The organism is Herbaspirillum sp. GW822-FHT03A08 (genome assembly GCF_058801885.1).
This window is the reverse complement of sequence record NZ_JBXANR010000006.1, coordinates 40,833-63,618: the sequence shown is the minus strand read 5'-3', so window position 1 is coordinate 63,618 and position 22,786 is coordinate 40,833. Positions and strand designations below refer to the sequence as shown.

General features: G+C 53.7%; 34 protein-coding genes. All 34 read left to right on the top strand.

All coding sequences use genetic code 11. The features are described 5' to 3' along the window. The first annotated feature begins 319 nt into the window (after nucleotides 1–319). The 34 genes from AC1RN6_RS18910 (at nucleotide 320) to AC1RN6_RS18745 (ending at nucleotide 22,720) form a co-directional block, all read left to right on the top strand. A complete protein-coding gene (locus tag AC1RN6_RS18910; protein WP_493006982.1) occupies nucleotides 320–2,587 on the top strand; it encodes a TonB-dependent hemoglobin/transferrin/lactoferrin family receptor in 2,268 nt (755 codons plus the stop codon). A 45-nt stretch (nucleotides 2,588–2,632) separates the two neighbouring features. Beyond that, complete coding sequence (locus tag AC1RN6_RS18905; RefSeq protein ID WP_493006981.1) at nucleotides 2,633–3,772, top strand: hemin-degrading factor; 1,140 nt, start codon at nucleotides 2,633–2,635, stop codon at nucleotides 3,770–3,772. A 341-nt stretch (nucleotides 3,773–4,113) separates the two neighbouring features. Further along, nucleotides 4,114–4,497 (top strand): 30S ribosomal protein S12, encoded by a 384-nt coding sequence (gene rpsL, locus AC1RN6_RS18900; protein ID WP_094565768.1) that lies wholly within the window; start codon nucleotides 4,114–4,116, stop codon nucleotides 4,495–4,497. 136 nt (nucleotides 4,498–4,633) lie between these two features. Next, a complete protein-coding gene (gene rpsG / locus AC1RN6_RS18895) occupies nucleotides 4,634–5,104 on the top strand; it encodes a 30S ribosomal protein S7 (RefSeq protein WP_007875292.1) in 471 nt (156 codons plus the stop codon). Nucleotides 5,105–5,231: 127 nt separating this feature from the next. Further along, a complete protein-coding gene (gene fusA, locus AC1RN6_RS18890) occupies nucleotides 5,232–7,337 on the top strand; it encodes an elongation factor G (RefSeq protein ID WP_050480086.1) in 2,106 nt (701 codons plus the stop codon). An 83-nt stretch (nucleotides 7,338–7,420) separates the two neighbouring features. Further along, nucleotides 7,421–8,617 (top strand): elongation factor Tu, encoded by a 1,197-nt coding sequence (gene tuf, locus AC1RN6_RS18885; protein WP_493006980.1) that lies wholly within the window; start codon nucleotides 7,421–7,423, stop codon nucleotides 8,615–8,617. Between the two features lie 81 nt (nucleotides 8,618–8,698). Next, on the top strand, nucleotides 8,699–9,016 hold the full coding sequence (rpsJ, locus tag AC1RN6_RS18880; RefSeq protein ID WP_006464935.1) for a 30S ribosomal protein S10: 318 nt from the start codon (nucleotides 8,699–8,701) through the stop codon (nucleotides 9,014–9,016). Between the two features lie 195 nt (nucleotides 9,017–9,211). Continuing rightward, nucleotides 9,212–9,868, top strand: coding sequence for a 50S ribosomal protein L3 (gene rplC, locus AC1RN6_RS18875; RefSeq protein WP_007875299.1), 657 nt, complete (start codon nucleotides 9,212–9,214; stop codon nucleotides 9,866–9,868). A gap of 3 nt (nucleotides 9,869–9,871) precedes the next feature. Continuing rightward, nucleotides 9,872–10,492, top strand: coding sequence for a 50S ribosomal protein L4 (rplD, locus tag AC1RN6_RS18870; protein ID WP_493006979.1), 621 nt, complete (start codon nucleotides 9,872–9,874; stop codon nucleotides 10,490–10,492). After that, on the top strand, nucleotides 10,489–10,803 hold the full coding sequence (gene rplW, locus AC1RN6_RS18865; RefSeq protein ID WP_007875303.1) for a 50S ribosomal protein L23: 315 nt from the start codon (nucleotides 10,489–10,491) through the stop codon (nucleotides 10,801–10,803). Before rplD ends, rplW begins: the two co-directional genes overlap by 4 nt. After that, nucleotides 10,803–11,627 (top strand): 50S ribosomal protein L2, encoded by an 825-nt coding sequence (gene rplB, locus AC1RN6_RS18860; protein ID WP_050479919.1) that lies wholly within the window; start codon nucleotides 10,803–10,805, stop codon nucleotides 11,625–11,627. Before rplW ends, rplB begins: the two co-directional genes overlap by 1 nt. A gap of 9 nt (nucleotides 11,628–11,636) precedes the next feature. Next, nucleotides 11,637–11,912, top strand: coding sequence for a 30S ribosomal protein S19 (rpsS, locus tag AC1RN6_RS18855; protein ID WP_007875308.1), 276 nt, complete (start codon nucleotides 11,637–11,639; stop codon nucleotides 11,910–11,912). A 6-nt stretch (nucleotides 11,913–11,918) separates the two neighbouring features. Continuing rightward, entirely contained in the window at nucleotides 11,919–12,251 is a 333-nt protein-coding gene (rplV, locus tag AC1RN6_RS18850; protein ID WP_183381547.1) for a 50S ribosomal protein L22, read from the top strand. 9 nt (nucleotides 12,252–12,260) lie between these two features. Continuing rightward, nucleotides 12,261–13,079 carry a 30S ribosomal protein S3 gene (rpsC, locus tag AC1RN6_RS18845; RefSeq protein WP_493006978.1) on the top strand — a complete coding sequence of 273 codons (819 nt, stop codon included), beginning with the start codon at nucleotides 12,261–12,263 and terminating at the stop codon, nucleotides 13,077–13,079. Between the two features lie 2 nt (nucleotides 13,080–13,081). Beyond that, nucleotides 13,082–13,501 (top strand): 50S ribosomal protein L16, encoded by a 420-nt coding sequence (rplP, locus tag AC1RN6_RS18840; RefSeq protein WP_007875315.1) that lies wholly within the window; start codon nucleotides 13,082–13,084, stop codon nucleotides 13,499–13,501. A gap of 12 nt (nucleotides 13,502–13,513) precedes the next feature. Beyond that, complete coding sequence (gene rpmC, locus AC1RN6_RS18835) at nucleotides 13,514–13,705, top strand: 50S ribosomal protein L29 (RefSeq protein WP_007875317.1); 192 nt, start codon at nucleotides 13,514–13,516, stop codon at nucleotides 13,703–13,705. Then, a complete protein-coding gene (gene rpsQ / locus AC1RN6_RS18830) occupies nucleotides 13,702–13,974 on the top strand; it encodes a 30S ribosomal protein S17 (RefSeq protein ID WP_007875319.1) in 273 nt (90 codons plus the stop codon). Before rpmC ends, rpsQ begins: the two co-directional genes overlap by 4 nt. Before the next feature lie 202 nt (nucleotides 13,975–14,176). Next, complete coding sequence (gene rplN, locus AC1RN6_RS18825) at nucleotides 14,177–14,545, top strand: 50S ribosomal protein L14 (RefSeq protein WP_006464924.1); 369 nt, start codon at nucleotides 14,177–14,179, stop codon at nucleotides 14,543–14,545. 9 nt (nucleotides 14,546–14,554) lie between these two features. Then, a complete protein-coding gene (rplX, locus tag AC1RN6_RS18820; RefSeq protein WP_493006977.1) occupies nucleotides 14,555–14,869 on the top strand; it encodes a 50S ribosomal protein L24 in 315 nt (104 codons plus the stop codon). Nucleotides 14,870–14,875: 6 nt separating this feature from the next. Then, nucleotides 14,876–15,415, top strand: a complete 540-nt coding sequence (gene rplE / locus AC1RN6_RS18815) for a 50S ribosomal protein L5 (protein WP_007875323.1) — start codon at nucleotides 14,876–14,878, stop codon at nucleotides 15,413–15,415. 7 nt (nucleotides 15,416–15,422) lie between these two features. Continuing rightward, nucleotides 15,423–15,728: a 30S ribosomal protein S14 gene (gene rpsN, locus AC1RN6_RS18810; protein WP_007875333.1), complete on the top strand. Its 306-nt coding sequence runs from the start codon at nucleotides 15,423–15,425 to the stop codon at nucleotides 15,726–15,728. 14 nt (nucleotides 15,729–15,742) lie between these two features. Then, nucleotides 15,743–16,138, top strand: a complete 396-nt coding sequence (rpsH, locus tag AC1RN6_RS18805; RefSeq protein ID WP_007875335.1) for a 30S ribosomal protein S8 — start codon at nucleotides 15,743–15,745, stop codon at nucleotides 16,136–16,138. A gap of 10 nt (nucleotides 16,139–16,148) precedes the next feature. Next, the gene (rplF, locus tag AC1RN6_RS18800; RefSeq protein ID WP_007875337.1) at nucleotides 16,149–16,682 is read left to right on the top strand and encodes a 50S ribosomal protein L6; all 534 of its coding nucleotides are present in this window, start codon (nucleotides 16,149–16,151) and stop codon (nucleotides 16,680–16,682) included. Nucleotides 16,683–16,694: 12 nt separating this feature from the next. Then, nucleotides 16,695–17,057: a 50S ribosomal protein L18 gene (gene rplR, locus AC1RN6_RS18795; protein WP_007875338.1), complete on the top strand. Its 363-nt coding sequence runs from the start codon at nucleotides 16,695–16,697 to the stop codon at nucleotides 17,055–17,057. Between the two features lie 11 nt (nucleotides 17,058–17,068). Further along, entirely contained in the window at nucleotides 17,069–17,587 is a 519-nt protein-coding gene (rpsE, locus tag AC1RN6_RS18790; RefSeq protein WP_007875340.1) for a 30S ribosomal protein S5, read from the top strand. Between the two features lie 10 nt (nucleotides 17,588–17,597). Beyond that, nucleotides 17,598–17,777, top strand: coding sequence for a 50S ribosomal protein L30 (gene rpmD / locus AC1RN6_RS18785; protein ID WP_007875342.1), 180 nt, complete (start codon nucleotides 17,598–17,600; stop codon nucleotides 17,775–17,777). Between the two features lie 27 nt (nucleotides 17,778–17,804). Continuing rightward, complete coding sequence (gene rplO, locus AC1RN6_RS18780; protein WP_493006976.1) at nucleotides 17,805–18,236, top strand: 50S ribosomal protein L15; 432 nt, start codon at nucleotides 17,805–17,807, stop codon at nucleotides 18,234–18,236. A gap of 25 nt (nucleotides 18,237–18,261) precedes the next feature. Continuing rightward, on the top strand, nucleotides 18,262–19,593 hold the full coding sequence (gene secY / locus AC1RN6_RS18775) for a preprotein translocase subunit SecY (RefSeq protein WP_007875347.1): 1,332 nt from the start codon (nucleotides 18,262–18,264) through the stop codon (nucleotides 19,591–19,593). 33 nt (nucleotides 19,594–19,626) lie between these two features. Then, the gene (gene infA / locus AC1RN6_RS18770) at nucleotides 19,627–19,845 is read left to right on the top strand and encodes a translation initiation factor IF-1 (protein WP_005663428.1); all 219 of its coding nucleotides are present in this window, start codon (nucleotides 19,627–19,629) and stop codon (nucleotides 19,843–19,845) included. A 38-nt stretch (nucleotides 19,846–19,883) separates the two neighbouring features. Further along, the gene (gene rpmJ, locus AC1RN6_RS18765) at nucleotides 19,884–19,997 is read left to right on the top strand and encodes a 50S ribosomal protein L36 (RefSeq protein WP_014004415.1); all 114 of its coding nucleotides are present in this window, start codon (nucleotides 19,884–19,886) and stop codon (nucleotides 19,995–19,997) included. A gap of 28 nt (nucleotides 19,998–20,025) precedes the next feature. Continuing rightward, nucleotides 20,026–20,391 (top strand): 30S ribosomal protein S13, encoded by a 366-nt coding sequence (rpsM, locus tag AC1RN6_RS18760; RefSeq protein ID WP_007875348.1) that lies wholly within the window; start codon nucleotides 20,026–20,028, stop codon nucleotides 20,389–20,391. A 51-nt stretch (nucleotides 20,392–20,442) separates the two neighbouring features. Then, entirely contained in the window at nucleotides 20,443–20,847 is a 405-nt protein-coding gene (gene rpsK, locus AC1RN6_RS18755; RefSeq protein WP_007875349.1) for a 30S ribosomal protein S11, read from the top strand. Nucleotides 20,848–21,014: 167 nt separating this feature from the next. Next, nucleotides 21,015–21,638 (top strand): 30S ribosomal protein S4, encoded by a 624-nt coding sequence (rpsD, locus tag AC1RN6_RS18750; protein ID WP_493006974.1) that lies wholly within the window; start codon nucleotides 21,015–21,017, stop codon nucleotides 21,636–21,638. A 104-nt stretch (nucleotides 21,639–21,742) separates the two neighbouring features. Then, complete coding sequence (locus AC1RN6_RS18745; RefSeq protein ID WP_007875351.1) at nucleotides 21,743–22,720, top strand: DNA-directed RNA polymerase subunit alpha; 978 nt, start codon at nucleotides 21,743–21,745, stop codon at nucleotides 22,718–22,720. Nucleotides 22,721–22,786: the final 66 nt, after the last annotated feature.

The window sequence follows — 22,786 nt, the reverse complement described above, 5'->3', positions numbered from 1 at the left end:
CTTGGTGTTTGTTGCCTATACAGATATGGCTATGACGTATATTTTCAGATTCATATTGAGTATCTGTCAGATTTCTCCTACAATTAGTAAATAAGAATTATTCTTATTAAAAATCGTCTCGCTTCACGCATCGTTCGATAGGCGGTGGCCGCAAATCTTTCTTGATTTGGCGTCTCGTCCGATATCTCGATCACTTAAAAGCCCTTCGGCACAGTTTGCCGAAACACGCCACGAAGCGGTCGATACTCTCGTTAAACACAATCAGGTAGCCAGCATAGAACATCGCCAGTGACCAAATCCACTCAGGGGAATGGGTCTCATGGCTCTATGCAAAAAGAAACTTGCATTGGCGACGGCTGTCGTCTTGCAACAATGGTCTATGGCGCCGGTCATGGCGCAACAAGCACAACAATCCGCACCGCAACTGTTGGCCCAAAGCCGTCCGCTGGAAGAAATTACCGTTACATCGACACGTGGCGTCGGCACCGATCTCAACCGCGTCGCGGCGACCGTATCGGTCATTACCTCGGAAGAGCTTGAGCAGGGGAACGCGAAGGATATCAAGGACGCGCTGCGCTATGAACCGGGCGTCGAAGTGCGTCGCTCGGTCTACCGTGTCGGTGGCGTGACCGGGGCATCGGCGACCATGGGCCGCGGCGGTAACGAAGGTATCAGCATTCGCGGCCTGGACGGCAATCGTGTGATGATGTTGGAAGACGGTGTTTCACTGCCACGCTCATTTAGCCAGGGCACGTTGTTCGCCGGGCGCGGCGCATACACGGACACGGACTTGTATCAGCGTATTGAAATCTTGCGTGGCCCTGCGTCGTCAATGTACGGTAGTGATGGCCTGACCGGCGTGGTCAATTTCGTTACCAAAGATCCGCAGGATTTGCTCAACGTGTTCGGCAAGAGCAGCTACTTTGCAGTGCGTCCTTCCTATGATTCCAGCGACAGCAGCTATGGTGCGACTGGCACCATGGCGTTCGGCAACGACGTCGTGCAGGGCATGCTGGTGCTGAATGCTCGCCACGGCAATGAAACTGAAACCAACGGCAGCGTAGGCGGTACAGGCGCCGCACGCACCAAGGCCGATCCGCTTACCTACAACAACCGTTCAGCGCTGGGTAAAGTGGTCTTCAAGATCGACCCGCGCAATGTTGTCAAACTCAGCTTCGAAACGGTGGACAATCGCCTGCGCGGCGACAGCCTGTCGGCGATTACCTCCGTCATCAGCGGCTACCAAAGCAACAGCAATGTGACCAGTAACAAGTTGCAGGCGATCTTCGAGCACGATGATGCCGACAACAGGCTGATCCAGAAATTGCGCGCCAATGTGTACTACCGCGATTCCAAGACGCAGCAGTATTCCTACGAAAGCGGCACAACGGTCGGCGCGACAGTGCGCCCCCGTTTCCGCGATATTACGTATCAGGACGACATCTTCGGCGGCGGCGTGCTGGGGGAGAGCTCGTTCACCACCGGCGCCATCAAGCACAAGATGACATACGGTGTCGACGCCAGTACGGCAACGATGAAGATGAACGCAAACGGCACCGGCTGGACAACATGCACCGGCACACAATATTGCGAATACTTCCCCAAGACGGAGTACAGCGTATTGGGTGCGTACTACCAGTACGACATGCGCGTCGGTCCTTTCAGCGTAGTGCCTGGCCTGCGCTACGACAGCTACAAGCTCAAGCCTGAGGCGAGCGCGAAGTACGATGCCCAAGCGATCGCCAACAATCAGCCGGCGTCCACCAGCAAGGACAGCGCATGGTCGCCGCGTCTGGCTTTTGTCTATGAAGTGGCGCCGGCATTCGCGCCGTACGTGCAATACGCTCGCGGCTTCCGCGCACCGTCGCCGCAAGAGGTGAACTCTTACTTCAATAACGCCAGCCAAGGTTACTCGCAGATTGCCAATCCGAATCTGAAGCCGGAAACCAGCAACTCGTACGAAATCGGCTTCCGCGGCAAGCTGCCGACATCGGCTGGCATGTTCAACTACAGCGCCGCAGCTTACACCGGCGAATATCGCAACTTCATCGATTCGTTGGCCATCTCCGGCGCGGGCACCGTCGCCAATCCGACCATCTTCCAGTATGTGAATGCGGCGAAGGCGTCGATTCATGGCTTCGAAGGGCGTCTCGACTGGCGCATGGAAAACGGTCTGTCGCTCAAGACCGGCTTCGCTTACACCAAGGGGACAACCACCAGCAATGCCGGCGTGAAGAGCGGTCTGGATTCCGTCGCACCGTTGTCGGTCGTGACGGGTCTGCGCTATGAGCCTAATCAGGTTTGGTTCGTGCAAAGCGACGTCGTCTACAACGCAGCCAAGAACAAAGACGATATCGCCACAAAGACGAACTTCGTGTCGCCGTCGTTCTTTGTGGTCGATCTGCGCAGCGGTTATCGCGTCAACAAAAATCTCTCATTCAACGCAGGCATTCGCAATTTGTTCGATCGTAAATATTGGAGTTGGACCGATATCCGCGGTCTGTCTCTGGCCGACAGCGCTACCAACAAGGATGCGTACACCGAACCCGGCCGCAGCTTCAACGTCAGCATGAAGTATGAGTACTGACATCCGCAGAACGCCGTAAGGCACTTAACCGAAAAGAGGCATGGAATGAAATACAAGAAACTGAGCGTATTGCTGTTGGCCGCCGGCGTGATCAGTATCGCTGCTTGCACGACGACCTCGGCGCCGCAGAATAGCGATCTCGCGGATCGCTGGTCGGCGTTGCGTACTGCAGAACCGAAGACTCATCCGCGCGACGCCGCGCAAAAACTGGGTGTGTCCGAGGCCGAACTGGTGGCGACCAATATCGGCAAGGGCGTGACACGTCTGCAGGATGGTGGCAAAGCGTATAAGGCCGTCTACGATCAACTGCATGAACTGGGGCAGATCAAGGCAATAACGCGTAACGACAACGCCGTGCTGGAGCGTGTCGGCACCGTCACTAAGGCCAGGCTGAACGACGAAGGCCGCGTCATTCCGGGAACCGGCTTTGCCGGCGGTCCGATCGACCTACGCTTCGGCACCGACAACTGGCGTTCCGCTTTCGCCGTGGTCCAGCCGGGCCGCGAAGGCAAGATCAGCCGCAGCCTGCAGTTCTTTGACGTGCACGGCAACGCTGTGAACAAGGTCTACCTGGACAATGAAGCTGGTGCCGCTGCGTTCGATAAGCTCGTTGCCGATTTCAAGGCGCCCGATCAGTTTGCCGCGTTGAAGGTGGACCGCGCTCCGACCAAAATCGTCAAAAAACCGAACGGCGACGTTGACGTCAAGGAACTGCGCGCGTCATGGGATGAGCTGACCGATGTGCACGAATTCCCGCGTCTGCTGAAGGATCTGGGAATCACCCGCGAGCAAGCCCTGGATCTGATCGGCAAAGATGCCGCCTATCGCATCAATGCACAATCGGTGCAGACCTTGCTCAATAGCGCTTCCAGTCAATCCCAGCCGATCATGGTGTTTGTGAGCAATCCCGGCATGACGCAGATCTTCAGCGGCACGGTCAAGAAAGTGAAGGCAACCGATGAGTGGTTCAATGTGCTCGATCCGGACTTCAACCTGCATCTGCGCCAGGCTGGCATCGATCACGGCTGGGTGGTCAAGCGTCCGGCCAAGGATGGGGTGATCACCTCGGTGGAGTTTTACGACGTCAATGGCGAACAAGTGGTCAATTTCTTCTCCCGTCGCGACCGCAACAAGGAGGAATCGGCGTTGTGGCGCAGCATTGTTGCCAGCCTGGCACGCGCGTAGTAGTTAATGCGGCAAGTATTGCCGCTGCAATCTTGCCTGAAGCCAATTTATTGGCGATTTCAGGCTGGCGGTAAGAGCGTCGTAAATTTACCAATGGGGGTCGGGTGCTGGAAACGGGCCTTGACCCCTTGCTCATTCAGGCATATACTCGCGAGTTCTCGAATTTAGGCTCTCCTGAGCTTAAGCGTTCTTTGGTCTGCTTCCGGTTTTCCTCGGCGCTTCTCTCGTTTTCTCTAAAGTCGGTGTGCACAGGTTTCTTTCGTGCAAGTTTCTTGTTTAATTCCAGGCAACCGTTTCTGGAATTAATGTTATTAACGTCGTAATTTTGTTGGATTAAAACGATGCCAACCATCAATCAATTGATTCGCAATCCACGCGTCTCCGCGATCGTGAAGAGCAAATCGCCGGCGCTGGAAAACAGCCCGCAAAAACGTGGCGTATGTACCCGCGTTTACACAACGACTCCGAAAAAGCCAAACTCCGCTTTGCGTAAGGTTGCAAAAGTGCGTTTGACCAACGGCTTCGAAGTGATTTCGTACATCGGTGGTGAAGGCCACAACTTGCAAGAGCATAGCGTCGTGCTGATTCGCGGCGGTCGTGTAAAAGACTTGCCGGGTGTGCGTTACCACATGGTTCGCGGTGCTCTGGATACCCAAGGCGTCAAGGATCGTAAGCAAGCTCGCTCGAAGTACGGTGCTAAGCGCGCTAAAGCGGCTAAGAAGTAATTTGTTTTCCTCGGGCGCAAGCCTGGTGAAATGTGTCGGTCCGTGATGGGCCGAGTAAGTGGGTGGCTATGATGGCCGTCCGCGAGTGCGGTGAGATTCATTCTGCCCGCTCAACTGAAGACTGAAAGGAATTGAAATGCCACGTCGTCGTGAAGTACCCAAGCGGGAAATCCTGCCTGATCCAAAGTTCGGCAATGTTGATGTTGCTAAGTTCGTCAACGTGTTGATGCTGTCCGGCAAAAAGTCGGTCGCTGAAAACATCATCTACGGTGCGTTTGAGCACATTCAAACCAAAACTGGTAAAGACCCGCTGGAAGTGTTCGCCGCTGCGCTGAGCAACTGCAAGCCGATGGTCGAAGTGAAGTCCCGTCGTGTCGGCGGTGCTAACTACCAGGTCCCGGTTGAAGTGCGTCCAGTCCGCCGTATGGCGTTGTCGATGCGTTGGTTGCGCGAAGCCGCAAACAAGCGTAGCGAAAAGTCCATGCCGCAACGTCTGGGTGGCGAGTTGATCGAAGCAGCTGAAGGCCGTGGCGGTGCGATGAAGAAGCGTGACGAAGTTCACCGTATGGCTGAAGCGAACAAGGCGTTCTCCCACTTCCGCTTCTAACAAGACTGGGCGGGGCTTTTCAGGTTTTTTTGAGAAGCTCCGTTTGTATCTAAAATTTGTTCGAGCCGAGCGACTATTTTACAAAAATGGCGCTCGGTTTCGCGCATTAAAGACTTAGGAATAAATCATGGCTCGCAAGACCCCCATTGAGCGTTACCGCAACATCGGTATTTCTGCTCACATTGATGCTGGTAAGACAACGACGACTGAGCGCGTTCTGTTTTACACAGGCGTGAACCACAAGATCGGTGAAGTGCATGATGGCGCCGCCACCATGGACTGGATGGAACAAGAGCAAGAGCGCGGTATTACCATTACTTCCGCTGCGACGACCTGTTTCTGGAAGGGTATGGCGAACAACTTCCCGGCTCACCACATCAACATCATCGACACCCCGGGCCACGTTGACTTCACCATTGAAGTTGAGCGTTCGATGCGCGTGCTCGACGGCGCTTGCATGGTCTACTGTGCAGTCGGCGGCGTTCAGCCACAATCGGAAACAGTCTGGCGTCAAGCGAACAAGTACAAAGTTCCACGTCTGGCGTTCGTCAACAAGATGGACCGCACCGGCGCGAACTTCTTCAAGGTGTACGACCAAATGCGTGCACGCCTGAAGGCCAACCCGATTCCTATGCAAGTGCCTATCGGTGCTGAAGACGGTTTCGAAGGCGTTATCGATCTGGTCAAGATGCGCGCTATTTACTGGGATGATGCCAGCCAGGGCATGAAGTTCGACTACCGTGATATTCCTGAAAATCTGAAGGAAGAAGCGCAAAAATGGCGCGAAAACATGGTCGAAGCGGCTGCTGAAGCATCCGAAGAACTGATGAACAAGTACCTGGAAGACGGCGATCTGAGCGAAGCCGACATCAAGGCTGCGATTCGTCAGCGTACCATCGCCAGCGAAATCGTTCCGATGATGTGCGGCACTGCGTTCAAGAACAAGGGCGTGCAAGCCATGTTGGACGGCGTGATCGAATACCTGCCGTCGCCGGTTGATATTCCACCTGTTCCAGGTCTGGATGAAGATGACGAGCCAGTCGTGCGTAAAGCAGAAGACACCGAGAAGTTCTCGGCGCTGGCGTTCAAGATCGCAACTGACCCGTTCGTCGGTCAGCTGTGCTTCATCCGTTGCTACTCGGGTACCCTGAATTCGGGCGATACCGTGTTCAACTCGGTGAAGTCGAAGAAAGAGCGTATTGGCCGTATCGTTCAGATGCACGCCAACCAACGTGAAGAAATCAAGGAAATGCTGGCAGGCGACATCGCTGCTGTGGTCGGTCTGAAAGACACCACAACCGGCGACACCCTGTGCGACGACAAGGCTGTTGTTGTGCTGGAACGCATGGTCTTCCCTGAGCCTGTGATTTCGCAAGCTGTTGAGCCAAAGACCAAGGCTGACCAGGAAAAGATGGGCTTGGCGCTGAACCGTCTGGCTGCTGAAGATCCATCGTTCCGCGTGCGTACTGACGAAGAATCGGGTCAAACGATTATCGCCGGTATGGGCGAGTTGCATCTGGACATTATCGTCGACCGCATGAAGCGTGAATTCAACGTGGAAGCGACCGTCGGTAAGCCACAGGTTGCTTACCGCGAAACCATTCGCAAGACTTGCGAAGAAATCGAAGGCAAGTTCGTCAAGCAATCCGGTGGTCGTGGTCAGTATGGTCACGTGGTTCTGAAGATCGAGCCGCAAGAGCCAGGCAAGGGCTTTGAATTCGTTGACGCGATCAAGGGCGGTACCGTTCCTCGCGAATTCATCCCGGCAGTTGAAAAGGGTGTGCGTGAAACACTGAACACCGGCGTGTTGGCCGGCTACCCAGTGGTTGATGTCAAGGTCACTCTGTTCTTCGGTTCCTACCATGACGTTGACTCGAACGAAAATGCGTTCCGCATGGCCGGCTCGATGGCGTTCAAGGATGGTTGCCGTAAAGCCAGCCCGGTTATTCTGGAGCCAATGATGGCAGTTGAAGTTGAAACGCCAGAAGACTACGCTGGTACTGTGATGGGCGACTTGTCGTCCCGTCGCGGTATGGTGCAAGGTATGGATGAAATCGCCGGAGGTGGCGGCAAGATCATCAAGGCTGAAGTGCCGCTGTCGGAAATGTTCGGTTACTCGACTTCGTTGCGTTCTGCAACACAAGGTCGTGCGACATATTCGATGGAATTCAAGCACTATTCCGAAGCACCGAAGAACGTCATCGACGCGATCGTTACTTCCAAGACCAAGTAAGTTAAGTTTTGCTCATTCCCTGCGTTGGCGGGGAATGAGCTTTTAATTGTTAAGAAAATCGTTCTTTTTGAAGGAAATGCAAAATGGCAAAAGGTAAATTCGAGCGGACCAAGCCGCACGTGAACGTTGGTACGATTGGTCACGTTGACCACGGCAAGACCACGCTGACAGCAGCAATCGCAACAGTGTTGTCGAAGAAGTTCGGCGGCGAAGCGAAGGCCTACGATCAGATTGATGCAGCGCCAGAAGAAAAGGCACGCGGCATCACCATCAACACAGCCCACGTTGAATACGAAACAGCCAACCGTCACTATGCTCACGTTGACTGCCCAGGCCACGCCGACTATGTGAAGAACATGATTACCGGCGCAGCGCAGATGGACGGCGCGATCCTGGTTTGCTCCGCAGCAGACGGCCCGATGCCGCAAACACGGGAACACATCCTGCTGTCGCGTCAGGTTGGCGTTCCTTACATCATCGTATTCCTGAACAAGGCCGACATGGTCGATGATGAAGAGCTGCTGGAACTGGTCGAAATGGAAGTGCGCGAGCTGTTGACCAAGTACGAATTCCCAGGCGACGACCTGCCAATCATCAAGGGTTCGGCAAAGCTGGCTCTGGAAGGCGACACTGGCCCATTGGGCGAGCAAGCCATCATGGCCCTGGCAGAAGCACTGGACACTTACATCCCGACACCGGAACGCGCTGTTGACGGCTCCTTCCTGCTGCCAGTGGAAGACGTGTTCTCGATCTCCGGCCGCGGTACTGTTGTGACCGGCCGTGTTGAGCGCGGTATCGTCAAGGTCGGCGAAGCCCTGCAAATCGTTGGTATCCGTGACACACAAGACACAGTTTGCACCGGCGTTGAAATGTTCCGCAAGCTGCTGGACCAAGGTCAGGCTGGCGACAACGTCGGCGTGCTGCTGCGCGGCACCAAGCGTGAAGACGTGGAGCGTGGCCAGGTTCTGGCGAAGCCAGGTTCGATCAAGCCGCACAAACACTTCACAGGCGAGATCTATGTTCTGTCGAAGGACGAAGGCGGCCGTCATACACCGTTCTTCAACAACTACCGTCCACAGTTCTACTTCCGTACCACGGACGTGACTGGTTCGATCGAGTTGCCGAAGGACAAGGAAATGGTTATGCCAGGCGATAACGTGTCGATCACCGTGATGCTGATCAACCCGATCGCGATGGAAGAAGGTCTGCGCTTCGCGATCCGCGAAGGTGGCCGTACTGTTGGCGCAGGTGTTGTTGCCAAGATCCTGGCTGACGCGTAATAAAAAGTAGCAGCGTAGTAGTAATTTTTTATCATTGCCGCGGATGGTTGTCATCCGCGGTTCGTTCTTTAAAGGAAAATCATGTCAGTTCCTAGCCAAAAAATCCGTATCCGCCTGAAGGCATTCGACTATCGTCTGATCGACCAATCCGCACTGGAAATCGTCGACACAGCAAAGCGCACCGGTGCTGTCGTCAAGGGTCCTGTTCCGCTGCCAACACGCATCCAGCGTTTCGACGTTCTGCGTTCCCCACACGTCAACAAGACTTCGCGCGATCAATTCGAAATCCGCACGCATCAACGCCTGATGGATATCGTTGATCCAACCGACAAGACTGTCGATGCATTGATGAAGCTGGATCTGCCGGCTGGCGTTGATGTTGAAATCAAGCTGCAATAAGCATTTGCGGCAAGTGTTGTAAAAAGTGTGAGCGGATAAAACTTTGACATACCACGACACTGTCGGGTATTGCAAATAAAAATTTACCCGGTTATACTGATCGGCTTCGGTGGAGTCACGGGATTCGTGACTTCACATATTTTAGTTGTACAAACATCAGCCCCGCCCAATCGCAGGCGGGAATGGAGAAAAACAATGAGCCTAGGCCTTGTTGGTCGCAAGGTTGGTATGATGCGTATCTTCACGGAAGACGGGGATTCTATTCCTGTGACCGTGTTGGATGTGTCGAACAATCGCGTGACCCAAATCAAAACGCCTGAAGTGGATGGTTATTCCGCTGTTCAGGTCGCATTCGGTCAGCGTCGCGCCTCGCGTGTGACTAAAGCTGCTGCCGGTCATTACGCCAAAGCTGGCGTTGAAGCCGGGACCGTTCTGAAAGAATTCCGCATTGATGCAGCTAAGGCTGCTGAGTTGAAAGCTGGCGACGTCGTCGCTGCAAGCTTGTTCGAAGCTGGCCAAAAAGTGGACGTGCAAGGCGTGTCCATCGGTAAGGGCTACGCTGGTACGATCAAGCGTTACAACTTCGCATCCGGCCGCGCATCGCACGGTAACTCCCGTTCGCACAATGTTCCAGGCTCCATCGGTATGGCGCAAGATCCAGGTCGTGTTTTTCCTGGTAAGCGCATGACCGGTCACCTGGGTGACGTTACCTGCACAGTTCAAAACCTCGAAATCGCACGCATCGACGCTGAGCGTCAATTGCTGATGGTCAAGGGTGCTGTTCCAGGCGCGAAAAACGGCCAAGTGGTCGTTTCCCCGGCAGTTAAAGTTAAAGTCAAGAAGGGAGCCTAATTCATGGAACTCAAGCTCCTGAATGATCAAGGTCAAGCCGCATCGAACGTCGCTGCTCCTGACACCATCTTTGGTCGTGATTACAACGAAGCGCTGATTCACCAGGTCGTCGTGGCTTATCAAGCCAATGCTCGCAGCGGTAACCGCAAGCAAAAAGACCGTGAAGAAGTGCATCACACAACCAAGAAGCCATGGCGTCAAAAGGGTACTGGCCGCGCTCGTGCTGGTATGTCGTCCTCGCCACTGTGGCGCGGCGGTGGTCGTATTTTCCCGAATTCGCCTGACGAAAACTTCTCGCACAAGGTCAACAAGAAGATGTATCGCGCAGGTGTCTGCTCGATTCTGTCCCAGTTGGCTCGCGAAGGTCGTCTGTCGATCGTCGAGAATTTCTCGGTCGAAGCGCCGAAGACCAAGCTGCTGTCCGAAAAACTGAAAGTCATGGGTCTGGATTCCGTGCTGGTCATCACTGACACGCTGGAAGAAAACCTGTTGCTCGCGTCGCGCAATTTGCCGAACGTGCTGGTTGTTGAGCCACGTCAAGCTGATCCGGTCTCCCTGGTTTTCTACAAGAAAGTGCTGATCACTAAGCAAGCACTGGCTAAGATTGAGGAGTTGCTGGCATGAACGCAATTAAACATAGCGAAGAGCGCTTGATGAAAGTGCTGCTGGCGCCGGTGATCTCTGAAAAGGCAACTTTCGTCGCCGAGAAGAACGAGCAAGTCGTTTTTCTGGTAACGCAAGACGCGACCAAGCTGGAAGTCAAGGCTGCGGTCGAGCTGCTGTTCAAAGTTCAAGTGGAGTCTGTTCAGGTCGCGAATCGTCAAGGTAAGCAAAAACGCTCCGGCCGTTCGGTCGGTCGTCGCAACCACACACGTCGCGCCTTTGTCAGCCTGAAGCCCGGTCAAGAAATCAACTTCACCGAGGAGGCTAAATAATGGCACTCGTAAAAGTTAAGCCAACCTCGCCCGGTCGGCGCGGTATGGTCAAGGTCGTCAGCGACCTGTACAAGGGTCGTCCATTTGCCGGCCTGATCGAAAAGAAGTCCAAGACTGCTGGTCGTAACAACAACGGTCATATCACTACCCGTCATATCGGTGGCGGCCACAAGCAACACTACCGCGTTGTCGACTTCCGTCGCAACAAGGACGGTATTGTTGCCAAGGTCGAGCGTATCGAATACGACCCGAACCGTACTGCGCACATCGCTCTGCTGTGCTACGCAGACGGCGAACGCAAGTACATCATCGCTCCTAAGGGCATTGCTGTCGGCGATCAACTGGTCAGTGGTTCCGAAGCGCCGATCAAGGCTGGTAACGCTCTGCCGATCCGCAATATTCCTGTCGGTACAACAATCCACTGCGTGGAAATGTTGCCAGGCAAGGGTGCCCAGATCGCTCGTACAGCAGGCGCCGGCGTTGTGCTGATGGCACGCGAAGGTACTTACGCTCAGGTTCGTCTGCGCTCCGGCGAAGTACGCCGCATTCACATCGAATGCCGTGCAACGATCGGTGAAGTTGGCAATGGCGAGCACAATCTGCGCAAGATTGGTAAGGCTGGTGCAATGCGTTGGCGCGGTGTTCGCCCGACAGTGCGTGGTGTGGTCATGAACCCGGTCGATCACCCGCACGGTGGTGGTGAAGGTAAGACTGCAGCAGGTCGTCATCCAGTTTCGCCGTGGGGTCAACAGACCAAGGGCAAGAAGACACGCAGCAACAAGCGTACGACTTCAATGATTGTCTCGCGCCGCGGCAAGAAATAAGGATAAAACATGACACGTTCATTGAAAAAAGGTCCATTCTGCGACGCTCACCTGGTCAAAAAGGTTGAGGCTGCTCAAGCGACTAAAGACAAGAAGCCAATCAAGACATGGTCCCGTCGTTCGACAATCATGCCGGATTTCATCGGTTTGACGATCGCGGTGCACAACGGCAAGCAACACGTGCCGGTTTATGTGTCCGAAAACATGGTTGGTCATAAGCTCGGCGAATTCGCGCTGACCCGTACGTTCAAGGGTCACGCTGCCGATAAGAAGGCTAAGAAATAAGGTCCTATGATGGAAACTAAAGCTACCCTGCGTGGTGTGCACCTGTCGGCTCAGAAGGGCCGTCTGGTCGCAGACCTGATCCGCGGCAAAAAAGTTGATCAAGCACTGAATATCTTGGCCTTCAGCCCTAAAAAGGGCGCGGTCATCATCAAGAAGGTTCTGGAGTCCGCAATCGCGAACGCCGAGCACAATGATGGCGCCGACATTGACGAGCTCAAAGTCAAGACCATTTATGTGGAAAAAGGTACGGTCCTCAAGCGCTTCACAGCGCGTGCAAAAGGCCGTGGTGATCGTATTTCCAAGCAATCCTGTCACATTTACGTGACTGTCGGAAACTAAGGAGTCACGATGGGACAGAAGATTCATCCAACCGGTTTCCGTCTGGCGGTTACACGTAACTGGGGATCGCGCTGGTATGCAGGCAATAACAATTTTGCCGACATGCTCAACGAAGATCTGAAGGTTCGTGCTTACCTGAAGACAAAACTGAAGAACGCTTCGGTTGGTCGCGTCGTTATCGAGCGTCCAGCGAAGAATGCCCGAATCACCATTTACAGCTCCCGTCCAGGCGTTGTGATCGGTAAGAAGGGTGAAGACATCGAAGTGCTGAAGGCGGCGCTGGGTAAATTGATGGGCGTGCCAGTGCACGTCAACATCGAAGAAATCCGCAAGCCGGAAGCCGACGCTCAGCTGATCGCTGACTCGATCGCTCAGCAGCTCGAAAAGCGTATTATGTTCCGTCGCGCCATGAAGCGTGCGATGCAGAACGCAATGCGTCTCGGCGCTCAGGGCATCAAGATCATGTCGTCGGGTCGTCTGAACGGCATCGAAATCGCTCGTAAGGAATGGTATCGCGAAGGCCGCGTGCCTCTGCACACTCTGCGCGCTGATATCGACTACGGTTTTGGCGAAGCACAAACCACATACGGCATCATCGGTATCAAGGTTTGGGTTTACAAGGGCGATCGTCTGGCTAACGGCGAAGCACCAGTGCTGGTCGGTGAGCCAGAAGACGACAAGAAGCGTCGCGGTCCACGTCGTGATGATGGCAAGCCAGGTGCTCGTCCTCGTCCGAAGACCGGTGGTGCTCCAGCAGGTGCGGGTGCCAAGCGTGCTCCACGTCAAGCTGCCGATGCCGGTGTGTCGGCTGAGAAAGCAGGAGAATAATCATGCTGCAACCAGCACGTAGAAAATATCGTAAAGAACAAAAAGGTCGCAATACGGGTATCTCGCATTCGCGTGGTACAGCCGTATCGTTTGGTGAGTTCGGTCTGAAAGCAGTTGGTCGTGGTCGTATCACGGCACGTCAGATCGAAGCCGCTCGTCGCGCTATGACCCGTCACATCAAACGTGGCGGTCGTATCTGGATTCGCGTTTTCCCGGACAAGCCGATTTCCCAAAAGCCTGCTGAAGTGCGTATGGGTAACGGTAAGGGTAATCCAGAGTACTACGTGGCAGAAATTCAGCCAGGTAAGATGCTGTACGAGATGGATGGTGTTGACGAAGCTCTGGCGCGTGAAGCGTTCCGCTTGGCAGCAGCCAAATTGCCACTGTCGACGACTTTTGTTGTTCGTCAAGTCGGTCAATAATAGGAGCGGAATATGAAAGCATCTGAACTCCGCGGTAAAGACGAAGCGGCTCTGGCCAAAGAACTGAATGAGCTGTTGAAGGCTCAATTCAGCTTGCGCATGCAAGTGGCTACGCAGCAACTGAACAATACCGCGCAACTGAAGAAAGTACGTCGCGATATCGCACGTGTGAAAACAGTCATCAATTCGAAGGGTCAACAATGAACGATCAAGTGAAACAAGCGCTCAAGCGCACGCTGATTGGCAAGGTTGTGTCCGACAAGATGGATAAGACTGTTACCGTTCTGATCGAACGTCACGTCAAACATCCGCTGTACGGCAAAATCATCGTGCGTACTAACAAGTACCACGCTCATGATGAGTCGAATCAGGCGAAGACTGGCGATACGGTCGAGATCCAGGAAGGTCGTCCTATCTCCAAGACCAAAGCTTGGAGCGTGACACGCGTTGTACAAGTGGCACAGATTGTATAAGTAAGGCTTGCGGACTGAGCATTATGGTGCCATAATGCTCAGCTCTTCTTTTGCTTCTTGGTGTTTGGCAAGGGTAAGAGGCAAGATGCAGTTACGTAGCTTAATCGTCCCCTAACTAGCGAGTTCGCTTGCTAACAGGACCAAGACTGACCGCGATTCACATTGTGTGATTTGAGCGGATTAAGTTGGGAAAGAAAATATCATGATTCAAACTGAAAGCCGGCTCGAAGTGGCCGACAACACTGGTGCGCGCGAAGTTTTGTGCATCAAAGTCTTGGGTGGTTCCAAGCGCCGTTACGCAGGCATCGGCGACGTGATTAAAGTTACCGTGAAGAGCGCAGCTCCACGCGGTCGCGTCAAAAAAGGTGAAATTTACAACGCTGTCGTCGTTCGTACCGCTAAGGGCGTGCGTCGTCAGGATGGTTCCCTGGTCAAGTTCGACGGCAATGCAGCCGTTCTGCTGAATGCCAAGCTGGAACCAATCGGTACCCGTATTTTCGGGCCAGTTACTCGTGAGCTGCGTACAGAGCGCTTCATGAAGATCGTCTCTCTGGCGCCTGAAGTTCTGTAAGGAGTGGTCATGGGAAAGATTCGTAAGAACGATGAAGTCATCGTGCTGACCGGTAAAGATAAAGGTAAGCGCGGTGTGGTAACTCAGCGTGTCAGCGCTGATTACGTTGTTGTTGAAGGCGTCAACGTTGCTAAAAAAGCGACCAAGCCTAATCCAATGACTGGTGCAACTGGCGGCATCGTCGATAAGCTGATGCCAATTCATGTGTCGAACATCGCATTGTTTAATGCGGCGGCCGGCAAGGCAGATCGCGTGGGTTTCAAGAGCGTGGACGGTAAGAAAGTCCGTGCTTACAAATCCAGCGGCGAAGTTGTTAAGGTTTAATAGATCATGGCACGTCTCCAAGAGTTCTATAAAGAAAAAGTCGTTGCCGACTTGACTGCTAAGTACGCTTATAAGTCGGTAATGGAAGTTCCGCGCATTCTGAAGATCACATTGAACATGGGTCTGTCGGAAGCTGTTGCGGATAAGAAAATCATCGAGCACGCTGTCGGCGATTTGACCAAGATTGCTGGTCAAAAGCCGGTCGTGACCAAGGCGCGTAAGGCGATTGCGGGTTTTAAGATCCGTGAAGGCTATCCGATTGGTTGCATGGTGACCCTGCGTGGCGCCCAGATGTACGAGTTCCTGGATCGTTTCATCACCGTGGCTCTGCCACGTGTGCGTGACTTCCGTGGTGTCTCCGGTCGTGCTTTCGATGGTCGTGGTAACTACAATATCGGTGTGAAAGAGCAGATCATTTTCCCCGAAATTGAATACGACAAAATCGATGCGCTGCGTGGCTTGAATATCAGCATCACGACAACCGCGAAGACCGACGACGAAGCGAAAGCGCTCCTCGCCGCATTTAAATTTCCGTTCAGAAACTGAGGCTGCCATGGCAAAACTGGCACTGATTAACCGTGAACAAAAGCGTGCAGATCTGGTGAAGAAATACGCCGGCAAGCGCGCTGAGTTGAAGGCTATCATCGACGACCAATCCAAGTCGGAAGAAGAACGTTACGAAGCGCGCCTGAAGTTGCAAGCGCTGCCGCGTAACTCGGCTCCGACCCGCCAACGTAACCGTTGCGCACTGACAGGTCGTCCACGTGGCACATTCCGTAAATTCGGTTTGGGTCGTATTAAGGTCCGTGAAATCGCCATGCGTGGTGAAATCCCGGGTTTGACTAAAGCCAGCTGGTAATAGGAGAACAAGCAATGAGTATGAGCGATCCTATCGCCGATATGCTGACCCGTATCCGCAATGCGCAAGTTGTGCAGAAGACGACCGTAGCAATGCCGTCGTCGAAAGTCAAAATCGCAATTGCAAACGTCCTCAAGGACGAGGGCTATATCGAAGATTTCGCCGTGGCTGAAGCCGGCGGCAAAGCAGAACTGAAAATCGGCCTGAAGTACTACGCCGGTCGTCCAGTTATCGAGCGCCTCGAGCGCGTGTCCCGTCCTGGCCTGCGTATTTACAAAGGCAAAGACGAGATTCCTAACGTGATGAACGGCCTGGGTGTGGCAATCGTTTCCACTCCACGTGGCGTCATGACAGATCGCAAAGCGCGCGCTACCGGTGTCGGTGGCGAAGTGATTTGCTACGTGGCCTAAGGAGTGCAATATGTCTCGTGTTGGTAAAATGCCGATTGCACTGCCGAGTGGCGCGGAAGCGACCATTACTGCAGCGCAGATCACAGTAAAAGGCCCGTTGGGCTCGCTTTCCCAGCCATTGACTGGCCTGGTGAAGGTTGCAAACAACAATGGCACGCTGAACTTCGAGGCTGCAAATGACAGCCGTGAAGCAAATGCGATGTCCGGTACCCTGCGTGCGTTGGTCAATAACATGGTCAACGGTGTCACTAAGGGTTTCGAAAAGAAGCTGAACTTGGTTGGTGTGGGTTTCCGCGCTCAAGCACAAGGCGACAAGCTGAATCTGTCGCTGGGCTTTTCGCACCCAGTCGTTCACCAGATGCCACAAGGCATCAAGTGTGAAACCCCGACTCAAACCGAGATCTTAATCAAGGGTATCGACCGCCAAGTTGTTGGCCAGGTCGCCGCTGAAATCCGCGCATATCGTCAGCCAGAGCCATACAAGGGCAAGGGCGTTCGTTATTCGGATGAAGTGGTTGTACTCAAAGAAACCAAGAAGAAGTAATAGGGGTTGACGATGGACAAGAAACAATCACGTCTGCGCCGCGCGACTCAAACCCGTGCCAAGATCGCAGAATTAAAGGTCAATCGCCTGGCCGTGCATCGTACCAACACGCACATCTACGCGAGCATCATCGGCCCCGACGCAAACGTTCTGGCTTCGGCATCGACGTTGGAAGCAGAAGTGCGCCAACAGTTGGCAGGCCAGACCGGCAAAGGCGGCAACGCTGCTGCCGCGACACTGGTAGGCAAGCGCGTCGCCGAGAAGGCACTGAAAGCTGGAGTCACCGAAGTAGCGTTTGACCGCTCCGGTTTCCGTTATCACGGTCGCGTCAAAGCGCTGGCTGAAGCTGCGCGTGAAGCCGGCCTGAAGTTCTAAGGAAAATCATCATGGCAAAAATGCAATCCAAAACGCAAAGCGACAAGCCAGATGACGGCATGCGCGAAAAAATGATCGCGGTCAACCGTGTCACCAAAGTGGTGAAGGGTGGTCGTATCATGGGTTTCGCAGCGCTGGCAGTTGTTGGTGACGGCGATGGCCGCATCGGCATGGGCAAGGGCAAATCGAAGGAAGTGCCAGTTGCAGTGCAGAAGGCAATGGAAGAAGCCCGTCGCAAGATGATCAAGGTCACCTTGAAGAACGGCACTCTGCAACACACAGTCACCGGCAAGCATGGCGCATCGTCTGTTCTGATGTCGCCGGCTAAAGACGGTACTGGTGTTATCGCCGGTGGTCCAATGCGCGCAATTTTCGAAGTGATGGGCGTGACCAACGTCGTTGCTAAGTCGAATGGTTCTACCAATCCTTACAACATGGTCCGTGCAACACTCGACGGTTTGGCCAAAATGAACACTCCAGCAGAAATTGCAGCCAAGCGCGGCAAGTCTGTTGAAGACATCCTGGGCTAAGGTGAAACAGATGGCAAACACAATCAAAGTACAACTGGTCAAGGGTTTGATCGGTACTCGCCAAGACCACCGCGCAACAGTGCGCGGTCTGGGACTGCGTCGCGTTAATTCGGTTTCCGAATTGCAAGACACTCCATCGGTTCGCGGCATGATCAACAAAGTGTCCTATCTTGTGAAAGTGGTTTCGTAAGCCCCCGGCTTGCGAACGGAGCAAATCATGGAATTAAACACAATCCAACCCGCAGATGGCGCCAAGCACTACAAGCGTCGCGTCGGTCGTGGTATCGGTTCTGGCCTGGGTAAGACAGCCGGCCGTGGTCACAAGGGTCAAAAATCGCGTTCGGGCGGTTTCCATAAAGTCGGTTTCGAAGGCGGTCAGATGCCTCTGCAACGTCGTCTGCCAAAGCGTGGTTTCAAGTCGCTGGCAACGCCGTATAAGGCTGAAGTTCGTTTGTCCGACCTGGAAAGCCTGCCAGTTGGCGAAGTCGATATCCTGGCGTTGAAGCAAGCCGGTATCGTTCCTGAGCTGGCCAAGGTTGTCCGCATCATTTTGTCGGGCGAGCTGACCAAGAAAGTAACAGTCAAAGGTCTGATTGCTACCAAGGGCGCTAAAGCAGCTATTGAAGCTGCCGGTGGTTCTGTAGCTTAATCTGACAGTTGACGCGGAGCATTAATTGGCGACTACACCCCAACTTGCTAAAGGCGCTGCAAAAGGTTTCCCTTGGGGCCGTTTGTGGTTTTTGCTGGCAGCATTAGTTGTATATCGCATCGGTGCTCACATTCCTGTGCCAGGAATTGACCCGACGCAGTTGGCGCAATTGTTCAAACAAAATCAGGGCGGCATTCTGGGCATGTTCAACATGTTCTCCGGTGGTGCTCTGTCGCGTTTCACAATTTTCGCTCTTGGGATCATGCCGTACATCTCGGCGTCGATCATCATGCAGTTGTTGTCGGTAGTATCGCCGCAGCTGGAAGCGTTGAAAAAAGAAGGTGAAGCTGGTCGTCGCAAGATTACCCAGTACACCCGCTACGGCACCTTGGTGCTGGCAACGTTCCAGGCGCTGGGTATTGCTGTCGCATTGGAGTCGCAAGCTGGTCTTGTGTTGGATCCGGGTCTGGCGTTCCGTCTGACAACGGTGGTGACACTGGTGACCGGTACGATGTTCCTGATGTGGTTGGGCGAGCAAATTACAGAGCGTGGTCTGGGTAATGGTATTTCCATCATTATCTTTGCCGGTATCGCAGCTGGTTTGCCAAACGCATTAGGTGGTTTGTTTGAGCTGGTTCGTACAGGCTCGATGAACGCATTGTCGGCGATTCTGATCTGCCTGATCGTCGCTCTGGTGACGTTCCTGGTTGTGTTCATTGAACGCGGCCAGCGCAAGATTCTGGTGAATTATGCGAAGCGTCAGGTTGGCAACAAGATTTACGGCGGTCAAAGCAGTCATTTGCCGCTGAAGCTGAATATGGCTGGTGTTATTCCTCCTATTTTTGCTTCGTCGATCATCTTGTTCCCGGCGACGATCACGAGCTGGTTCACTTCCGGCGATACATCGAATCCTTTCATTCGTTTCCTGAAGGATTTGGCTGCATCGATGGCGCCAGGTGAACCGATTCATGCGCTGCTGTATGCGATCGCAATTGTTTTCTTCTGTTTTTTCTATACTGCGTTGGTTTTCAACAGCAAAGAAACTGCAGATAACCTGAAAAAGAGCGGCGCGTTTGTTCCAGGTATTCGTCCAGGTGATCAAACAGCACGCTACATCGACAAGATCTTGATGCGCTTGACGTTGGCTGGTGCGGTGTACATCACACTGGTTTGCTTGTTGCCGGAATTCTTGATCGCACGTTGGAAGGTGCCTTTCTACTTCGGTGGAACTTCTCTTCTGATTATTGTGGTCGTCACCATGGATTTCATGGCGCAGGTTCAGAATTATGTAATGTCACAGCAGTATGAATCGTTGCTTCGTAAAGCAAATTTCAAGGGCGGCATGACTTCACGATAGGTGAAGGGTAACGCCCAAAGGAACAGACGCGGAATGGCAAAAGACGACGTTATTCAGATGCAAGGCGAGATTCTGGAGAATCTGCCTAATGCGACATTCAGAGTTAAGTTGGAAAACGGACATGTTGTACTCGGCCATATTTCCGGGAAAATGCGGATGAACTATATTCGCATCCTCCCAGGAGATAAGGTGACAGTGGAACTGACTCCTTATGATTTGAGCCGGGCACGTATCGTGTTCCGTACCAAGTAGTGTGAAACGAACCTAGTATTGAAAGAAAGAGGGCCACAATGAAAGTGCTCGCATCAGTTAAGCGGATCTGCCGCAACTGCAAAATCATCAAGCGCAAAGGCGTAGTTCGTGTTATCTGCACAGAACCGCGTCATAAACAGCGCCAAGGTTAATTTAACGTTATTGATCGAGGAATAACGCATGGCACGTATTGCAGGGGTGAATATCCCCAACCATCAGCACACTGTTATCGGCCTGACAGCCATCTACGGTGTTGGCCGCCCACGCGCAGAAGAAATCTGCGTCGCTACGGGTGTTCCGACCAACAAAAAGGTCAAGGATCTGGACGATAACGAGCTGGAAAAGCTTCGTGACGAAATTGCAAAATTCGTCGTCGAAGGTGACCTGCGTCGTGAACTGTCCATGAACATCAAGCGTTTGATGGATCTGGGCTGCTACCGTGGTATGCGTCACCGTAAGGGCTTGCCTTGCCGTGGCCAACGTACCCGCACCAATGCACGTACTCGCAAGGGTCCGCGCAAGGCCGCTCAATCGTTGAAGAAATAATCCCCTAGCGTCTCTGTAACTGCTAGTCGGTTCGGAATCAAGGAAATAATTATGGCAAAAGCCCCAAATAACGCCGCAGCAGCACGTGTGCGCAAGAAAGTTAAGAAGAACGTTGCAGAAGGTATCGCTCACGTTCACGCTTCGTTCAACAATACCATCATCACGATCACTGATCGCCAAGGTAATGCTTTGTCTTGGGCGACTTCGGGTGGTGCCGGTTTCAAGGGTTCGCGTAAATCGACTCCGTTTGCTGCTCAGGTCGCTGCTGAAGCTGCCGGCAAGGTTGCAATCGAATGCGGTATCAAGAATCTGGAAGTTCGCATCAAGGGTCCAGGCCCAGGTCGTGAATCGGCTGTCCGCGCACTGAACAATCTGGGCATCAAGATCACCCAGATCCAGGACGTGACTCCGGTCCCGCACAACGGCTGCCGCCCACCAAAGCGTCGTCGTATCTAATCTGTAGTATAATCTTGCGCTTTCGCCGAATACGCGGAAGTGTCGGAAATCACCCGCCAATGACCTTGGCGGGTTTTGTTCTTAAGCCCACTGTTTGATAGCACGCAGATCAAACTAGCGTTCAGGCCAGCGATGGCTTTGGGACGTCACTTAATAAAGGAAATACCGTGGCACGTTATATCGGACCAAAAGCAAAACTTTCCCGCCGCGAAGGCACCGACCTGTTCCTGAAGAGCGCACGCCGCTCGCTGGATTCCAAGTGCAAACTGGACTCCAAGCCAGGTCAACACGGCCGCACTTCGGGTGCTCGTACTTCGGATTACGGTAACCAATTGCGCGAAAAGCAAAAGGTCAAGCGTATCTACGGCGTACTCGAGCGCCAATTCCGCCGCTACTTCGCTGAAGCGGACCGTCGCAAGGGCAACACCGGTGAAACTCTGCTGAAGTTGCTGGAAGCCCGTCTGGATAACGTCGTTTATCGCATGGGCTTCGGCTCGACCCGCGCTGAAGCGCGTCAGTTGGTGTCCCACAAGGCGCTGACTGTCAACGGTATCGTCGTGAACATCGCTTCGTACCAAGTCAAGGCCGGCGACGTTGTTGCCGTTCGTGAAAAGGCCAAGAAGCAAGTGCGTATCGCTGAAGCCCTGTCGCTGGCTGAGCAATCCGGTTTCCCATCGTGGGTTTCCGTCGATGCGAAGAAGCTCGAAGGTACTTACAAGACTTCCCCGGACCGCAGCGAAATCGCCAACGACGTCAACGAATCGCTGATCGTCGAATTGTATTCGCGTTAATCTGCACCCTGATTTTCCCCGTGCCCACCTCTCGGTGGGCATTTTTCCGACATGCCATCAGCCTTATCGGTGTAACGAACCGAGGGTATTGAAAAGGACATTTCATGCAAAATAGTTTGTTGAAGCCACGTATTATCGAAGTTGAAGCGCTCGGCGCCGGTCACGCAAAGGTCGTGATGGAGCCATTCGAACGTGGTTATGGCCACACCCTGGGCAACGCGCTGCGTCGCGTTCTGCTGTCGTCGATGATCGGTTATGCCCCGACCGAAGTCACCATCGCCGGCGTTGTACATGAATATTCGTCCCTCGACGGCGTGCAAGAAGACGTCGTTGACATCCTGCTGAACCTGAAGGGCGTGGTCTTCAAGCTGCACAACCGCGACGAAGTCACACTGACTCTGAAGAAAGAAGGCGAAGGCGTTGTGCTGGCGTCGGATATCGATCTGCCGCACGATGTTGAGCTGATCAATCCAGATCACGTGATCGCCAACCTGACAGCAGGCGGCAAGCTGGACATGCAGATCAAGGTCGAAAAGGGCCGTGGCTATGTGCCGGGTAACGTTCGCCGTCTGTCCGAAGATGCTAACAAGACCATCGGCCGCATTATCCTGGATGCATCGTTCTCGCCAGTGCGCCGTGTTTCCTACGCTGTCGAATCGGCGCGTGTGGAACAACGTACCGACCTGGACAAGCTGGTCATCAACATCGAGACCAACGGTGTGATCACGCCGGAAGAAGCGATCCGTCAATCGGCTCGCGTCCTGGTTGATCAACTGAACGTGTTCGCTGCTCTGGAAGGCACTGAAGCGACTGCCGAAGCGCCATCGCGTGCACCGCAAGTCGACCCTATCCTGCTGCGTCCGGTCGACGATCTGGAACTGACAGTCCGTTCGGCAAACTGCCTGAAGGCCGAAAACATTTACTACATTGGCGATCTGATCCAACGTAGCGAAAATGAACTGCTGAAGACACCGAATCTGGGCCGTAAGTCCCTGAACGAAATCAAGGAAGTTCTGGCATCCCGTGGTCTGACCCTGGGCATGAAGCTGGAAAACTGGCCGCCAGCCGGCCTGGAAAAGTAATTTTGCAATGATGGTGAGCGGTTTAAAAGTCGCTCACCATGCAAAGCAAGGCAGTAAAGAATCAAG